Genomic DNA, 17,432 nt, shown 5'->3' on the forward strand with positions numbered 1-17,432 from the left:
TAGGAAAATCATTTTACAACCATTCGCTTGTGACGTTTTTTGATACTACTTTTCGGGAAATACAGTACTAGAAATGTAGAGAGGTGAGACCATGCAGCCAGTAATTAAAAAAATCGAAGCACTTGCCCTCTCGATTAGCGTCCAATCGGGTGTAGGCATAATCGAAACAATCAGTGAAAAAGATGGAACGAAAAAGGCTATTTTCAAAATCACAGCAAAAACACCGCTGATGACAAAGGACGGTCATCAAATCGGAGCGTCTGCGATTCCAGTAAAGGGTCGTTTGATCGCATTTGTCGATTCAAGCATACCGCTACCCATGCAAGCACCACCGCAAACTGAGCCACTACTTGTTATTTTTGATCAGTACGATAAAAAAGGTGAGGTCGCAGTGGGGGTATTTAATGAGATGCTGTTTAGTGAGCAGTTGAACTTGAAGCTTCATGTAAAGGATTCAACTGAAATCGTGGATTTGCAAGGCAAGCGTGTTGAAAAAGAGGGGCTTTATCGTAAGGTACTCATTGTACTTTACGAGGTGACAACGCGTAGCAGACCTACACAAACAAATCCGACGAAGATTATTGTGACCAATGTTTTAGCGGAATGATCGATGGGTGTGTTAAAAGTTTTTTGGCTTTTAACGCACCCTGTTTTTAATTTTTTCATTTCACACATTGGTGTGGAATGGTATATTTTTCTATAGATAACAGTGGGATATGTGAGGAGGAGGAATGGCCGTTGTTGCTTTCATTTGATGAGCAGCTTTTAACAAAAACATCAGGATTAACAGACAATCGATTAGAGCGCGCTTTACAGGAGTTTGGTACAGAAAGTGCTATATGGGGTGTAGCGTTTGATAGCAATGCATTTTTACTAGAGCAGGAACGTGCGGAAACGTTTTGCTTTTCATTACTGAAGCATTATTGGGGGAAAGTGAACTTATTTTCCTACGATTCTTTTCATGAGGCGCATTTCAATGTTGAGGTCGTAAATGAAAAGATTCAGCACTTTTTTGATGCGCCAGAAAATAAAAAAGCACTTTTTGCATTTATACATAAAAAAGACGGAATTCATTTTTCACAGCTTGTTGAATTATTATTTACGAAGTCGATTCAAACACCTGTCACCGAAACAGGGCTTGAACGATTAATCGTTTTTCAAGTAGGACAGCGCTTTTTCGTGCAGCCGATTTATTCAGATTCTAGTGACTACTGGGAGTATATCGCGGCAAAAAAAATGTATGCGCTGTTTTTACAGCAGCCACTCGTAGCAATCGAACGCCCGCTTCAATTGATGCGCCTGTTTAAAGAGGGGCTCTTGCTACAATTTAGTAAAAATCGTGTGGCGACGATGATTCATAAAATCGTACAGCAGCTAGATTTTGAAAATCCGAAAAGCTATGTGTTAAAGCAACTGCATTTATTTAACATTGAGATTCACTTTTCGAGTGGGCGTCGGCATTTGAAAAAACTGCGAAAATGTATTGCCCAAGTGCAAAGCGAATGGGAAGAGGGCCCCTTTGCACTTAATGAAAAAGAGCAAACCCTCCTAAGCTATATGCTTTTTCAAGAAGCCATTACACGGCAAGACAACGGTGCCATTATTCAGCACGGCCTGTATTTAATTGAGGAGGAGCGGCTGTCTAATCATGCGATCGAGCTCGTTGTGGACTACGAGGACGTCCTACCAAGCATGAATCCACAGCCGCAAGCCCTTGTGAAAAATTATCATAAAAATTACGTAGAGCATTTATTTTTTGTGCTACTCCATACACTTGTTAAAGAGGAACAGTGGAATGATGCAGTAACCTTGCTTAAAAACTATGAACTGGCAAGCTGTACGGCAATTTTTGAGCTGTTGCAGGAACAAAATCCGGACATGTTGCATTTAATTGAAGCCACTGTGCAGCAGGATATCGCGGTGCTTGTCGATGGAACGACGCAAATTATTCGAGATTCACTTGTAACGTGGCAAACTTCGTATGTCCAAAAAAATAGCCCGTACTATGAAATCGCGCTACAAACGTCACAGCATATGTGCAATTTACTACAAATTTTATTTTACGCTGAGCAAGATCTTTTAGTAGAGAAGCTACTAGTGGTATATAAAAAATACATGCTAATTCCGGCGCATTTTGAAAATTTACGTCAGTTTATTGAACAACGAACGGCGCTGCTTGCCTGAAACGCAAAAAGATACAACTTTTGCTGTGATTTTTCTCACAGCTAAAAAGCTATTCCTTCTATTACACTTAGAGATAGAAGGAGTGAGCAAAATGATTAAAAACGTTTTATTAAGCTGTGCAGGCGTCGTATTTTCGGTAGTAGCTGGCATTGGAATTTATTTCAGCTTCGTATCAGTAGGATGAGCGATGAAAAAAGGTGTATCCACGTTTAACAACAAACGCGGATACACCTTTTTCTATTTTAAAACGCCAGATTTTGTTAGTTCCTCAATTTGTTCCTTTGAATAGCCATAGCCTGTTAAAATTTCCTCGGTATGTGCACCGATCTTTGCCCCAACGAATTGATAGCTAGGTTCAACGCCTTCAATTTTTAATGCGGTTCCAATTTGGCGCTGTGTTGTGCCGTCTGGTTTTGGAATATCTACGACCATGTTACGCGATTGGATTTGTGGATGCTCGCACGCCTCGTCGAATGTTAAAACCGGTTCGACACACCCATGGAAGTCCTCATTGAAAATTTCTAGCCACTGATTAAAGGTTTTAGAGCAAAATGCATCCTTTACCGCCTCTTTGAAGCGTTGCTGTGTATAGGCGGAACCATTGAATGTGCTATCAATCAGCTCTGGAATATCAAGTGCCTCACAAAGCAGCTTGCGGAATTGCGGCTCTAAGCTCCCAACTGAGAAATAACGCCCATCTTTTGTGCGGTAGTAGTCATAGAACGTCCCGCCATTTAAAATTTCCTCTTCTGGCTGTGGTGCGCGGCCGCTACCGAAATATTGTGCGCCGTATAGTGCGTTCATCGCAAACATCGCATCGGTCATCGACACATCGATAAATTTTCCTTCGCCTGTTTTTTCACGGTGAAGCGCGGCGGCTAATATGCCGACTGCCGCATGCATTGTCCCACCGGCAATATCAGCAATTTGAATGCCCATCGCAACCGGCTTTTTGTCCTTTAAGCGTGAATGATCGAGCACGCCGCCAAGTGATAAATAGTTGTTATCATGACCGGGACGCAATGCGTATGGACCCGTTTGCCCGTAGCCTGTAATTGCACAGTAGATTAGGCGCGGATTAATCTTGCGTAATGTTTCGTAATCGATGCCAAGACGCTTCATTACCCCTGGACGGAACCCTTCAATAACGATGTCGTAATCCTGTACGAGCTTTTTAATAATGTCGGTACCTTCGTCGGATTTTAAGTTAATTTGCAGTGACTTTTTCGAGCGATTTAAATGCTGATGGATGTAGGATTCACGGTCTTCGTCATATGGTGGCATAATGCGCATTAAATCGACGCGGCGCTCAGATTCAATATGAATTACTTCAGCCCCTAAATCTGCAAACATCATCGTCGCAAGTGGCCCCGGTAATAGTGAACTAAAATCTAAAATTTTTAACCCATTTAAAATTGTCATGACTCCATCCCCCTATGTGATCAAAACAGCATTCTGTAATAATACAGTTAATTTATATTTAATTAGTATTATAACAGTTGAACTTAAAAATTCCTATATTTATCCTTTTTAAGGAGAAATAAAATGGATTGTTCTGTAAAAAAGTGATTACCCTCATTATATTTAAAATAGTCAGAAAATTATAGTGAAAAAATGAGTAAATTTTTATAAAAAAACTCGAGAGAACGTATCTCTCGAGTTTTAACATTATAACGAGTAAAAATTCATTGTAAAGTAAGGTTGGTTTTTGCTGTTGAAGTCCACACCAACAAATACATGAGTAAATTCGTTACGTAAAATATTTTCACGGTGACCGAGTGAATTCATGAGTGCTTCGTGGGCATAAATTGCACTATATTGACCATAGGCTAAGTTTTCGCCCCACCAGTTATACGTCACGCCGCCTTTTCTCATGCGATCGCCGCCGCGCAGCCCGTTTAAGTCCACATGTCCGAAGAAGTTAGAATCGGCCATGCTCGCACTATGCTGACGGGCAACTGGATTATACTTGGGTGTGTATTGTAATGGTTTTAAGCCTTCTGCGACACGGGCTTGGTTGATGAGTTCGACCATTAAGTTTTCAAGGCCGTCACGTAGCTGTGTAGATTGTGTCGCAAAGAAGCCCGGTTTCGACATTTCTGTTGCAGCACTTACCCATGTCACCGAGCGTACTTTGTATTTTTTATGGGCATCATAGAAAAAGGTAACATACTGATTGTCAATTAAGTACGTACCGCTTGTTTCTTGGTTGTATTTATCGGTATAGCTTTGTGTGTATTTCGTGTTGTTTTTTGAAATCCCTTTTAATGGTGCACCGTATTTCGCTTTGACGGTATCACGGGAGCTACCAACTTTAATGCCAAAAACCGTTTGACCAGTGCGTGTTTCATAGCCGCCGACCGTGTTGCTATTTTTTGTGCCAACTAAATGAAATGCTTTGTAATTTGCTGAAGGCATTTTCCAAAGTAAATCATATTCAGAGGCGAAGGTTTTAACTGAAGATGGCGTATTTGAAGTAGCTGAAGTTGCTTCTGTATTTTTTATTGTTGTAAATGGGATGATAATTTCTTGATTTATGACCTTTCCCTTCGTCGACTTTAATTTATCCGTAACGACAAGTTTGTAGCTGGTACCGTTCGTTAATTTAGTAGTCGGTTTCACTTTTAGTTTTTTCCCAGAGACAGTTGTAGTAACGGCAATTTTTTTATTAGTTGTAGTTACTATATAGACATTATTTGCAATGGAGCTCGCTGCGATATTTTGATTGAATGTAATGGTCCACTCTTTGTTTGTTGCTATATTGGAATAAGATTTCCACTCGGTCTTTGTGCTTGCATTGGTAATAAGTAAGAGCGAACTAAAAAATAGAGGGATCATGATTGCTATCAGAAAGCTTATTTTTTTCATTATTACGTTCCCTTCGTTTTTGCTAACGAAGAGTATTTTATACTGATTTTGTAGGTCATTTCATGCATTATGATTGAGCAGCTCATTTGTAAAAGCTACTAAAAAAGCGGAGTTAATCGATATGTTCTAAGGAATATCCAAAAAAAGGGGTGTGGGTATTTTTGGTTAAAGCTTATTAGGATATAATATATTGGATTGAGAAATGATTTTTTGTACATAGGCTAAAAAAATGAGGTAAAAAAAGTTTTAGAAAATTTCTGGTTATCGTAAATTCACAATTCCGCCACTTCAAACTAGGTATTTATAACCATTTTTGAAATCTAATGAAAACTTATTTTCCATCTGAACACAATTTTTTGGATAAATATTGGAATAATGGGTGAGGTGAAGTTGGTTGGTGATCTAGAGTGATTTTGTCCTTTGACTGGTAAGGTCAGATCAAAATCAGTCCTTTTTTTTGCTGAAATTGAGGGAATTTGTACAAAAAGCAAAACAAATCACTCTTTTTTGTACAATTTTAAGGAGCGGATGCCGATATAAAGGAAGTAGAATTACAAGTAGATTCAGCATGATTTTACAATTCAAAAAGGGAGGTATTCTCTAGCATGGAATCGAAAAGAGCACAAAAACTTTCAAAGGCTACAGTTGCAACAATTTTAGCAGCCAGTGGTGTGATTGTCGCGATCCCACAACCATCACATGCCTATTCTTTCAAAGATATAAATCCATTATCAGACTACTATGAGCCCATCTTAGATTTAGCGAGCCGCAAAATTGTGACAGGCTATTCAGACGGGACATTTAAACCAAACCAATCAATCACACGTGAAGATGCTGCGAAAATGCTGGCATTAACAATTGATATTAATATAAAAAACCCAAAAAAACCAGGATTCAAGGACGTTCCAATGAATAGTCCAAACTACCGCTACATTGCAGCATTAGCAGAAGCGGGCATTATTAATGGCTATCCAGACAAAACGTTTAAGCCGAAAGAGCCGATTACACGCGGTCAAATGGCAAAAATCTTAACACTAGGTTTTGAATTTGGTGTGTCGACTAAGTTAAATCACGGCTTTAAGGACGTATCAAGTAAAGATGGCTATGCGTACTTTATTCAAACGCTTTATGATTTAAACATCACAAAGGGAAAGACGGCCATTTCTTATGATCCGTTAAACAGCGTAACACGTGCTCAAATGGCAACGTTTATTTGGCGTGCTGAAAAGGCAGACCGTGGCAACCCGGTGTATACGGTAGGGGATATCATTGGCAACCAAATTTACATAAATGGTGTTGCGCATACAATCGCACCGCATTTACGCAGTATTTTAAGTGCAGCCAATAAAAATATTTTAAAGGATGCGACCATTGAGGGGGACTTCTCTGGTAATCGCATTAACAATATTTCAAGACTAACGATTAATGCGAGTGGTACCTCATCGCGCTTACTTGCGATGGACGGAGAGTATTCGTCATTTGCAGGCGAGCTTGTGGTCAATGGGAGCTATGTGCGCTTTAAAAACATTACGTTTACGGGTCGCGTTGAACTTGCGGAGGCACCGCGTCGTTCATTAGCGAATTTAAGCAATGTCCGTGTGGCAAGTGTTGGTAATGTTGCGCAGTTTATCGATTGGAGTAAGCCAACTGTTGATAAAAACGAGGACTTTTTAAATCCGATTGATAAGGAAAATTTAGTAGATAAACCAGATCCAACGAAGCCTAATAAAACGTATAAAGATCGTATGCCAAACTTAAAAAAATACGTGGACTTTGAGGGCTCAGATGTCCGTCATTTATATGTAACAGCAGATCATGCGTTTTTAAAGGCAGATTATGATATCGATCGTTTATATGTACAGGGCAATGTGGCCAATTTCGAGCTGTATGCAAGTCCAAATGCGATGTATATCGACACGGATTATAACGTCAACATTTACGGTGTGCATGATATTCGCTATGTGTACAAGAACACATTAAAAAACGTTCATTTACGTTCGGATGCAACCTATGATAACTACTACATTACATCGAGTAATGGTTTTACAAATATTAGCGATCATACGTATATTACGGATGCGATTATTCCTCCAAATAAAACGGTGAATGATGTATTTGACGATTTCGAAACCGACGAGCCACAAATTGGTCATATTGAGGATACGAACGGGAAGCCTGTGTCGCGTGATCCAGTCGGCGATACAGTCATTAAAGACGTAACCTCACCACGTATTACCGATTTAACTGTATCTGCGGGTGGGACGATTGCGGATGTTAGTTTAATAGCCGATGAAGACGGCACTTACTACTATGTGGTAAAGCAAGCAGATGAAAAGGCCCCATCGATTAATGAAATTAAAACAGGTGGTACAAAACATGCAGGGAAAGGTCCAATTGTGATGGACGAGCCTGCAAAGTTCCAAATAGTGGGGTTAGATACGAAAACAGATTATGTCATTTATGCGATTGTGATTGACGCTGCGGACAATGTATCGGAGAAGGAATCTACGGAGTTCTCGACGATTGATAACAGGCCACCGACATTACTTTTAAAACCAACAACACCACAGCCAGCTGGTGGTAAACGTTTAGAATTTACGTTTGAAAAAGTTAGTGAACCGGGGACAATTTATTACTACATTCGCGAAGGCAGTAGTGGTAACCCACCAGAAATGTCAGTGGATGATGTTATTAAAAATGCGACTGCTACGATTACAGCAACGAAACCGGGAGATATTATCGAAACATCTCGTATTCATGGGAGCAAGCCAAATCTAGCGGCTATTGAACCGAATAGAACTTATTATGTTTATGCGGTAATGGTTGATAGTACTGGAAATAAGATGACGGTAGTTGAGAATAAAACGATTAAGTCGGCAATGCCGGATGAAGCCCAGCCGTTTGTAGCAGATAGCGCTCAATTAAGAGTGGTTGATAAGGATAAAGGGATTTTTGAATTTACCGCTTCTGAAGAATTAGATAAAACGACAGCTGAAAATGTAGATAATTACACATTAACAGGTACAGCTGTTTTAAATATTACAGGTCAAAAAACAATTAAGCCGTCAAAGGTTGAAGTAAATAAAAACAAAGTACGTTTTACAATCCCAGCGCTCAACTCATTAGTTAAAGGCGATACCATTCGTGTAACGGTATCAAAAGATGTACTCGATTTAGCAGAAAATGAATTTGAGCACACGGATCGTTACCCAGAGGATCAAAACGCGCCGCGAAATGAAGCGTACTATACACATAGTGATGATACATTGCCAACGATTAAAATTAACAAAGTAGTTGTTGAAAAGGATCGTAACTTAGTAGAATTCGAAGCCCCAACAAAGGCGGGTACGTACTACTATATGATTATGGAATCCGGATTTGATTTTGCTGGAAAAGGCATCACAGCGCGTGACTTCTTAGATGAGTTCGAGCCACAAAATTTAACGAAACCAACGAAGTTTAATGAATCAACAGGTGGTAAAGCGTATATCGGCAACCTATTAAACCAGTCTGGCCCAGCGGAATTAGGGGTTAATACTCAATCAATTAAAATTGATTTTGATAAGTTAAATCCGTTCAAGAGTTATTCGGTATACATGATCTTAAAGGACCGTGCTGGTTTAGTGAGCACGCAAATTGTGGGTGCACCCATTGTTTCAGATTCGAAGGCACCGTTAATTTATGGCCTAGAAGTAGGGGCAACAAATGGCTTAAATAATAGTGTAGAGTTTAAATTTACAGCAGATGAGCCAGGGGAATTATCTGTAATTGCTGTACGTAAATATTTATTTGATACAACAACGAATAGCTATCGTTTAAATACGCAGTTCTTTAATGCGGATGGCACATTAAAAGAAATTCCACAGGTGTATCCAACATCAAGCTCGGATGCACAGCGCGAGGCGTTTAAAGCATTAGCAGCAAGTGCTGGCGGTGCAGAAATAGAGCCATTCCGTAAAGGTGATAACTCGATTAAAATTGGTGGCCTAAATGCGCACCAGGAGTATGGCTTCTATGTAGCAGCAGATGATAAGCTTGGTACAACAGGGAACTTTACCATCTTTAGTCGTAAAGATGGTGCGGACCCAGCAGCACCAAATGAACCGAATGGTGGTCAGATGCTGAAGACGGCTTATACAGATGGGAAAGCTCCAGAAATTCAAGAAGTTATTTCACGTAAAGGTGAATTAACTCAAGCTTCTTCAGAATTTATCATTACATTTAGTGAAGCGATTATGCGTCAAAAAGGTGATAGTAACCTTGCTGACTACAACAAACCAAAAGGCTTTACATTAGGTGAAATTTTAACAATCACTGATGAAAATGGCGTAAATATCACAAGCCAGTATGAAATTGCTGAAGATTACGTAGCGGGTATAAGTACAACCGCAACGGATAAGGCTTCTTCGTTGAAGATTAAGCTCAAATCGCCAATCTTAGCAGCAGCAAATCGTTCAATCAACGTGAAGCTGAATGAAAACAAGTCTGTTGTTTACGATTACGTTGGTCGAAATGGTGTGAATACAGCTAAGAACCTTGGGAAGTATGTATACCCAGCAGCGATTGCGAGTAAATTACTTGATGCAGTACTTACAGGCTACAACATTGGGACAATCCAAGTACCTGCATCTAAGACGATGCGTGTAATTACAGAGTTAGACATTGATTTAACTTTAAATCAGAAGTATTACTATGCAGTTACAAGTAGCTCGAGAACATCTGTTGATCCACAACTAGTTCTGAACTTAGTAAGTGACTCAAACACGCCGAACAATGATATTTTGACTTATGGCTCAGGTGTCTTACAAACGAATAGCCCAGCAGATAAACAGTTTGTGCTGAATTTAAATGCCCCACCAGCAAGTGCTGGCTATAATCCAGTATTCACACGAGGAAATCATATTTTCATATTTACAATAGATAAGTATGGAAATATTGTTTGGGCAACGGATACAGGAAATAAATATCGTTCAATTAGTAACGATTTAAATATTCCGTTGAATTAAATTCCTGCACCAGGCATCAAACATTTCACCACAATTCATAAATCTATAAAATAGAACGTCGTGCGAGGGTAACATCTCGTGCGGCGTTTTTTGTGTGCACTACATGTAGACTAACTTTTCTAAATCTTGCTAAAAAATAATTTTAATATAACAATTACTATTCATTTTTTCGGAAAGATGTTATATAATCAATTCATTAATTTTCGTAAATAAACAATATTAAGTCTATAAAATAATTAAATTAATGAAAATTTTGATTAAAAAGCGAAAATAATATAAAATATTTCACTTAATGTTCGTGTTTATAAGTGGGATAGATAATAAAGGAGTTTTGTTGTGGGGAAGTTTGAAAATAAGTGGATACGTGCTGTTATTCCGGCTTTATTAATTCACTGTAGTATCGGTACGGTTTACTGTTGGTCATTATTTAAGGCGGATATTGCTGCTTACATTGGAAATTCGGTCGGTGAAGTGGAATGGGCATTCAGTATTGCCATTTTTGTTCTTGGGATGTCGGCGGCTTTTGGTGGGAAGTTTGTGGAAAAAGATATTCATAAATCATCGCTGCTCGCTGCGCTATTTTTTGTAGTTGGGATGGCGGCAACCGGGTTCTTTATTTCTCAAAAATCACTACTTGGTATTTATATTTCTTATGGGTTTGTAATGGGGATTGGCCTTGGAATCGGCTATTTAACACCAGTAAAAACACTGATGCTGTGGTTTAAAGAGCAAAAAGGATTGGCAACGGGCCTTGCAGTTGCTGGCTTTGGTTTAGCAAAAGTAATTGCAAGTCCATTAATGGAACAATTAATGGGTGAAAGAAACAGCGACGGAACGTTAGTAGATCCAACAAATATTTATACAATGTTTTACATTTTAGCCGGCTTGTATTTAGTGATGATGGTGATTGGCCACATCCTGTTAAAGAAACCAGCAGGCTATGAAGAATCAGATGTACAAGCGCACAGCTTTAGCTATCGCAAAGTGTTAACGAACAAAACGTATCTTGGTATTTGGTTCATGTTCTATATTAATATTACATGTGGCCTTGCGTTAATTTCGCAGGAAAAAGGGATTTTAGCATTCATCGGATTTACTGCGATTGGTTTAGTGAGTTCGTTAACGGCGATTTTCAATGCTGGTGGACGTATTGCGTTTTCTTCATTGGGCGACCGTTTAAAGGACCGCAACTCGATTTATAAAATTATTTTCATTTCATCAATCGCCATTATTGTATGTACGATTGCGTTGGATGGCATTAATAATTCGATGGCCTTTCTGATTATTGCCTTACTTTGTATTGTCAATGCAGGCTACGGTGGGGGCTTCTCTTCTTTACCGCCACTATTATCGGACCGCTTTGGTTTAAATAATATTTCAACGGTGCACGGCTTAGCCTTATCAGCTTGGGCATGGGCAGGATTGTCAGGAAACCAGCTAAGTGCATTTATTCTGGAAAAGACACAATCGTACGACATGGTGTTATATGTAATTGCTGCGTTATTCGCGGTTGCGACGTTAATTAGTATGTTCGTTGTGAAACCTGAAAAAGTAAACTTGGAGCAGGAAGCGTTTTCTAAGAAAGAAGAAATGATCGTAGGGTAAATTTGTGTACGTACACAGTGAAGTAACAATTTTATAAAAATTTGAAGAGCCTTGTGTAGTTTTTAATTATGCAGGGCTCTTTTCAATTTCCTGCATCCAAATAATTCATAGTGCATGAAGTCTAATTACTTTTTTTCTATAGTAATCTCATTGTAAACTGATAGGTATATGAGTATTTCTCATGACTATCTAGACGAAAGAGGTAACAATATGACGACATCTACACAATCAATGACAGACTTAATGCATGCACGTAAATCTGTGCGTAAATATAAAGCAGGCGTATCTATTCCACAAGAAACCTTAGCAAAAATTTTAACGGATGCTACTTCTGCACCGTCTTCAAGCAACACGCAACCTTGGCGCTTTTTAGTTTTCCAAGACCAAGAGCTAAAAAAGGAATTACGTGGCTTAGCGTATAACCAAGAACAACTTGAAACTTCTTCTGCGGTCATTGCAGTACTAGCAGACACAGAAATGTACACACGAAGTGAAGAAATTTACAGCGCAACATGTGAGCAAGGCTTCATGCCACGCGACGTTGCAGAAAAAATGATTGAAAATACGATTAACCTCTATAAAAATGCACCGAAAGAAACAGTAAAAAATATCGTACACTACGATGCTGGTTTAATTTCTATGCAAATTCTGCTTCTTGCAAAAGAACGTGGTTATGACACAGTAACAATGGGCGGGTTTGATAAAGTGAAATTTGCAGAGCGCTTCGAGTTACCTGCAAATGAAGTACCAGTTGTATTGATCGCTATTGGTGAAGCGGCAGAACCAGCGCGTGGTACATCTCGTATGCCACTTGAACGTATTGTTAAATTTTTATAATCTGCATTAAGTAAATTAGAATTTTCTGCAGTGGGTGCACACAACGAATCCCATGCAAACCAGCGCTCGGCTAATCGCCGGGCGTTTTTATTTGCGAATACTCCAGAAGCGACTTAATCCAACTACCTAATTAATCCCCTAAAATTTTACTCGTTTATAAAGGGGAAGTAGGGGGAAGCTTAGTAAAGAACACGCTATTCAAAAGGAGGAACTTTAATGTCTGAAGAATTAAATCAAGTAGATCAGAAATTGAAAGATTTATCCCCAGAAGAAAAAGACAGGATTTTAAATAACTTTAATCAGTTCAAAAGCTATTTAAATGAGCAGCTCTCTAAAGGAAAAAGACTCGGTCTAAGCGATGAGTTTTTAGCTAAGGGTGCCAAGTTTGTTGCTGACCATTTAGCGAAAAATGAAGAACCACGTAATAGTGAACAAAAACTGCTGCAAGAAATGTGGAAGGTTTCGGATGATGAAGCCAAAAAACATATTGCGTTGGCATTAGTGAAAATGATTCAAACTGATTAAACGTACTGTAAAGCTACTGCACGCAGTAAACAAGTCATAAAACCCCAAAATCCTTGTGTGAAGCTCAAGCCACGCAAGGATTTTTTACATGAACGGCAAGGATTACTCCCTAATCCGTGCAACGTTTATTTTTTTAATTGCCTTTGATTGGGGGTTTGTTTTCTACAAAATACCCAATAATAAACACGGTACCAACTCCAACATGCAAAGGGGACAAGAATTATGAAACGTTTCGAGAAAAAGGTAGTACTTCTTACAGGTGGTGGTTCAGGTTTAGGACAAGCGGCCGCATTACAGCTTGCCGCAGAAGGTGCGAAGCTTGTATTAGTCGATTTAAATAAGGACGGCCTGGAGGAAACGAAGGCAAAAATTGAAGCGGCTACGCCTGGTGCGGAAACAGTACTTATTACAGCGAATGTAGTAGACGAAAAAGCGGTAGAAAATTTTGTGATGCAAACCGTCGCCACATTTGGAAAGATTGATGCGTTCTTTAATAACGCTGGTGTAGAAGGCAAGCAAAACCTAACGGAAGACTACGGGGTGGATGAATTCCAAAAAGTTGTGTCGATCAATTTAAATGGTGTGTTTTACGGTATGAAATTTGTGCTTAAGGTTATGAAAGAGCAAGGTTTTGGCACAATCGTTAATACCGCATCAGTTGGGGGTATTCGGGGTGTCGGCAATCAGTCAGGCTATGCGGCGAGTAAGCACGGAGTTGTTGGCTTAACACGCAACTCAGCTGTAGAATACGGACAGTTTGGTATTTCTGTGAAAGCCATTGCACCAGGTGCGTTTTTAACACCAATGGTTGAAGGCTCACTGCGTCAAATGGGCGGCGACAACTGGGAAGAAGTTGGCCGTGAATTTGTTCAAGGTAACCCAATGAAGCGCTTCGGTAAACCAGAGGAAATCGGCTATTTAGTGGCATTTTTACTGTCAGACCAGGCAAACTTCATTAACGGTGCAGTCATTCCGATTGATGGCGGCCAGTCTTATAAATATTAATTTACTAAACGTACACACAACTAACTCAACATAATTTATAAATTTTAAAAGCTTTGCGTACGGTTCGCTATTAGCAAAGCTTTTAAGTTTGCATGCGTGAAATTCGCAAATAATTAACAAAACTGCAAGCTGACTATAGGCTCTAACGTCGTGCAATCTAATGAAAGCAGCTACAAGGTAATCCTTTATAAGTATTGTTCTGTTATTTAGATATATAATGATAATTATTAGATTGAAATTAGAAGGGTTTGTTATCAGCATGTTCTCTATAAATTATGAAGCTTTGTTTGAACTGAATACAGATGCGATGATCGTTGTGAATCAAACGGGCGTTGTTATTCAGGCTAATCAGGCTTTTCATGCGTTGTCACAGTTTGAATTCGAAGATTTTCAACATAGAAATTATGAGACATTTTTCCAATATTTGCATGATCAACACGAAATAACAAAAAGCGATTAGCGCATGCAGTTAATTTGTAAAGATGTTGTGGCCTCACTGATGGTTTGATTAATTTCAAAACTCTTTCGTTTTTACAATTAAAAGGGGAAATCTCTGCATTTAAAAAAGGACTATGTTAAAATTTTAGTAGAATAATAGATAAGGGAGTCGATTAACATGAGTCAATCAATCCAAGGTAAAGTAGCAGTAGTTACGGGTGCCGCGCGCGGTATCGGGAAAGCAATTGCGTTAGAATTAGCAAAAGAGGGCGTAAACGTAGCAATTATCGCTCGCTCTGAAAGCGATTTACAAGCAGTTGCAAAAGAAATTGAAGGTTATGGTGTGAAAGCAGCGTATGCTGTAGCAGATGTAACGAATTTAGAACAAGTACAAGCAGCAGCAGAAAAATTCAAAGCAGAATTAGGCTTAACAGACATCTTAGTAAACAATGCAGGTGTTGGGAAATTCGAAAAGCTAGTGGACATGGACCCAGCTGATTTCAAAAACATTGTCGATGTAAGTGTGATGGGTACATTCAACGTATCACACACAATCGTGCCACAGTTAATCGAAAAAAATGCCGGTGATGTCATTAATATTTCATCAACAAACGGTTTAAACGGTGCGGCAACATCAAGTGCCTATAGTGCAGCAAAATTCGGTGTCATTGGGATTACGGAATCGTTAGCAGCAGAGGTTCGTCGTAACAACATCCGTGTTACAGCATTAACACCAAGTACGATTGCGACAGACTTAGCAGATTCACTGAACTTAATTCCAGCTGATAAAAAAGAGCAATACATGCATCCACAAGATATCGCAGAATATATCGTGGCGCAGTTAAAGCTAAACCAACGTATGTATATTAAAAACGCAACGTTAATGAATACAAACCCATTCTAATAGTCGTGAAAAAACGAAATTGCCCTTGTGTGCAATTTCGTTTTTTTTATGGATAGGAAAATATAACTTTTTCAAGGAATTCCACATAAGAAAGGACATCATTTTGCGCTATTTGGTGCGAAATGTGTTTTTCTAAAATTCATTCCACTCCAACGGCCATCCAGTGCGAATCCCATTCGGTAATGGCGTTTCCTACGCGGCATGCCACCCCGCAAGCTTTCCCGTCTACCATAAACGAGCCAATAAGCCATTTTTTCTTATGCGTGCCGTCCTTTAACTGAATCGTCACTTCAGGCATCTCGGTAAATTCCTGGTACAAGTACAAATTATCGGTATAGTGGCGATTGGGTGATGCGATTTGCATGTCACCGTGTGCGTCGAAAATTTCTACGGTATTACCCTCGCGTGAGAACACCGGCTTTTTCACGAATGCGCGACCCGCTTCTAAAAATGGGGCATCGCTTAAAAACGTCGGCAGCATATAGCGCTTAACCGCCCCGCGCTCATGCTTCGTAAATAGGGTTTCATCGTTACGACGCTCCCAAATTAGCCATAGTAAAATTTTCGATTGCAGTAAATAAGCAGCCGGTGCGTTGATGATGGCAAGCTCCTTGTCACGTACTAAATCCAGTAGCTGTAAGCCGATAAGGTCACCATCATCTGCCACATCATCTAATAAAAATTCAATTGGGTGAGCAGGGCGGTATAAAATATCAATGCGCTCTAATGCCTTGGTGTATAAGCCACGCTTTGGGCCTTCGCTAATAATAATTAGCTCTTTAATCGGGATATATTCGATGTCAAAGGGCAGTGCGTTTTGAATAAATTTCACCTGGCAGTGCTCCTCGATATCATCTTCAGCCGTTTTCCCGGTAATGACGACTTTCGGCTTGTCAGCTTTCCCGATATACTGCATTGCCTGAAACAGTGCCTGTGACATTCCTTTTACGAATTGCTTTGTATCATTTGGGCTGTTCACACCAAACTCCGCGCATAATTCCTCGTTCATCTCAAATGTTTCCTGTACTAAAAACGGTGTATCTCCGTTTAGCTCTATGCATTTAATGCGCCCATCATCGGTACAAATAAAATCAAAACGCGCGAGTACCGCCATTTCATTGAGGTAATCAATATTGATATATGGAAGCATGTCCTGACGTAAACCAAGTGCAAGTAGCTGCTCTTTTGGCATGTGCGGTAACACTCGCGCAACCTTACAAAAAATGCCCCACAGCATGTGTGAGGCAAAGCGAATTTCTTCGATTTTTTTCCTCGGTATGACCATCACATCATATAAGGCATATTCAAGATTAACAAAATCAGCGAAAAAGCTGTCTTTATAAGGCGCATAAAATTTCGCGCGCTTGCTGTAATCTCGTCTCATGACTTATCCTCCTTATGATGACGAAGAGCCACCGCGTGATGCGCCACCTGAACTGAAGCCTGATTTCCCGCTGCTATAGTTCGTCGTGCCGTTTGATGGTTTGTTTGTGTTTTGCGTGCTGTCTGTTTTGTTTAGTGATGGGGATGTCGTTGTTGCCCCGTTTGTCGTACTAGAAGTGCCACGCGAACCGCTTCCACCACCTGAGCTTGATCCGATTGGTTGCTCTTGTTTAAGTGCTTTTGATTTGTAATAAGAACTCGCAAGCATCGCGCCCATCGTTGCGTACATCAGCCCACCGAAATAGTGCTGTCCGTGATAGCTTGAGGCCTGATCCTCACATGTATAAGACCCGTCCTCATGCTCAGCCCATTCCTCACATGCCTCATAAAACTCGGATTCTTCAATTGCTTGTAAATTTTCTTCTGAATTTGGTACGCTTGTTGTTTCATCGTAGCTTGTGTCTGTATAAACGATTTCTTCAGCCGTTTCCTCATAAACCGCCTGCTCTGCGCCGCACGCAGTTAATTGTAATGTCATGGCAGAAGCTGTTGTTACTGCCGCTACCTTTTTCCAAGTTGCCATAAAATCCTCTCCCGTTCGATGGTGTTAATTATTCTACGATAGAACAATTAAGAAAGTTTCAATAATTTGTTAATTTTCATGAGAGGTAATGCAT

At 39.7% G+C, this 17,432-nt stretch carries 12 protein-coding genes; 8 read left to right on the forward strand and 4 right to left on the reverse strand.

What is annotated here, in order from left to right; all coding sequences use genetic code 11:
* Nucleotides 1–91 precede the first annotated feature (91 nt).
* Together NSQ62_RS00820 and NSQ62_RS00825 are read left to right on the forward strand one after the other, a co-directional pair.
* Entirely contained in the window at nt 92–607 is a 516-nt protein-coding gene (locus NSQ62_RS00820; protein WP_341322060.1) for a hypothetical protein, read from the forward strand.
* 131 nt (nt 608–738) lie between these two features.
* The gene (locus NSQ62_RS00825; protein ID WP_341322061.1) at nt 739–2,184 is read left to right on the forward strand and encodes a Fe-S-cluster redox enzyme; all 1,446 of its coding nucleotides are present in this window, start codon (nt 739–741) and stop codon (nt 2,182–2,184) included.
* 237 nt (nt 2,185–2,421) lie between these two features.
* Here NSQ62_RS00825 and NSQ62_RS00830 read toward each other — a convergent pair whose 3' ends face one another.
* Both NSQ62_RS00830 and NSQ62_RS00835 read right to left on the reverse strand, forming a co-directional pair.
* The gene (locus tag NSQ62_RS00830; RefSeq protein ID WP_341322062.1) at nt 2,422–3,606 is read right to left on the reverse strand and encodes a CaiB/BaiF CoA-transferase family protein; all 1,185 of its coding nucleotides are present in this window, start codon (nt 3,604–3,606) and stop codon (nt 2,422–2,424) included.
* A 246-nt stretch (nt 3,607–3,852) separates the two neighbouring features.
* The gene (locus tag NSQ62_RS00835; protein ID WP_341322063.1) at nt 3,853–5,052 is read right to left on the reverse strand and encodes a CAP-associated domain-containing protein; all 1,200 of its coding nucleotides are present in this window, start codon (nt 5,050–5,052) and stop codon (nt 3,853–3,855) included.
* 605 nt (nt 5,053–5,657) lie between these two features.
* Here NSQ62_RS00835 and NSQ62_RS00840 point away from each other — a divergent pair.
* From NSQ62_RS00840 to NSQ62_RS00865, 6 genes are all read left to right on the forward strand, one after another.
* Nucleotides 5,658–10,058, forward strand: a complete 4,401-nt coding sequence (locus NSQ62_RS00840) for an S-layer homology domain-containing protein (protein ID WP_341322064.1) — start codon at nt 5,658–5,660, stop codon at nt 10,056–10,058.
* Nucleotides 10,059–10,394: 336 nt separating this feature from the next.
* Nucleotides 10,395–11,663, forward strand: a complete 1,269-nt coding sequence (locus NSQ62_RS00845; protein WP_341322065.1) for an OFA family MFS transporter — start codon at nt 10,395–10,397, stop codon at nt 11,661–11,663.
* Between the two features lie 210 nt (nt 11,664–11,873).
* Entirely contained in the window at nt 11,874–12,500 is a 627-nt protein-coding gene (locus NSQ62_RS00850) for a nitroreductase family protein (RefSeq protein WP_341322066.1), read from the forward strand.
* Between the two features lie 216 nt (nt 12,501–12,716).
* A complete protein-coding gene (locus tag NSQ62_RS00855; protein WP_341322067.1) occupies nt 12,717–13,025 on the forward strand; it encodes a DUF3243 family protein in 309 nt (102 codons plus the stop codon).
* Nucleotides 13,026–13,247: 222 nt separating this feature from the next.
* The gene (locus NSQ62_RS00860) at nt 13,248–14,030 is read left to right on the forward strand and encodes a glucose 1-dehydrogenase (protein WP_341322068.1); all 783 of its coding nucleotides are present in this window, start codon (nt 13,248–13,250) and stop codon (nt 14,028–14,030) included.
* 616 nt (nt 14,031–14,646) lie between these two features.
* Nucleotides 14,647–15,372, forward strand: coding sequence for a 3-ketoacyl-ACP reductase (locus NSQ62_RS00865; RefSeq protein WP_341322069.1), 726 nt, complete (start codon nt 14,647–14,649; stop codon nt 15,370–15,372).
* 139 nt (nt 15,373–15,511) lie between these two features.
* Here the strand turns inward: NSQ62_RS00865 and NSQ62_RS00870 are convergent, their stop codons facing one another.
* Together NSQ62_RS00870 and NSQ62_RS00875 are read right to left on the reverse strand one after the other, a co-directional pair.
* Nucleotides 15,512–16,756, reverse strand: a complete 1,245-nt coding sequence (locus tag NSQ62_RS00870) for a glutathionylspermidine synthase family protein (protein ID WP_341322070.1) — start codon at nt 16,754–16,756, stop codon at nt 15,512–15,514.
* Nucleotides 16,757–16,768: 12 nt separating this feature from the next.
* Entirely contained in the window at nt 16,769–17,338 is a 570-nt protein-coding gene (locus NSQ62_RS00875) for a hypothetical protein (protein WP_341322071.1), read from the reverse strand.
* Between the last annotated feature and the right edge of the window lie 94 nt (nt 17,339–17,432).

The sequence above is a fragment of the Solibacillus sp. FSL H8-0523 genome, from assembly GCF_038051985.1.
Lineage (GTDB): Bacteria > Bacillota > Bacilli > Bacillales_A > Planococcaceae > Solibacillus.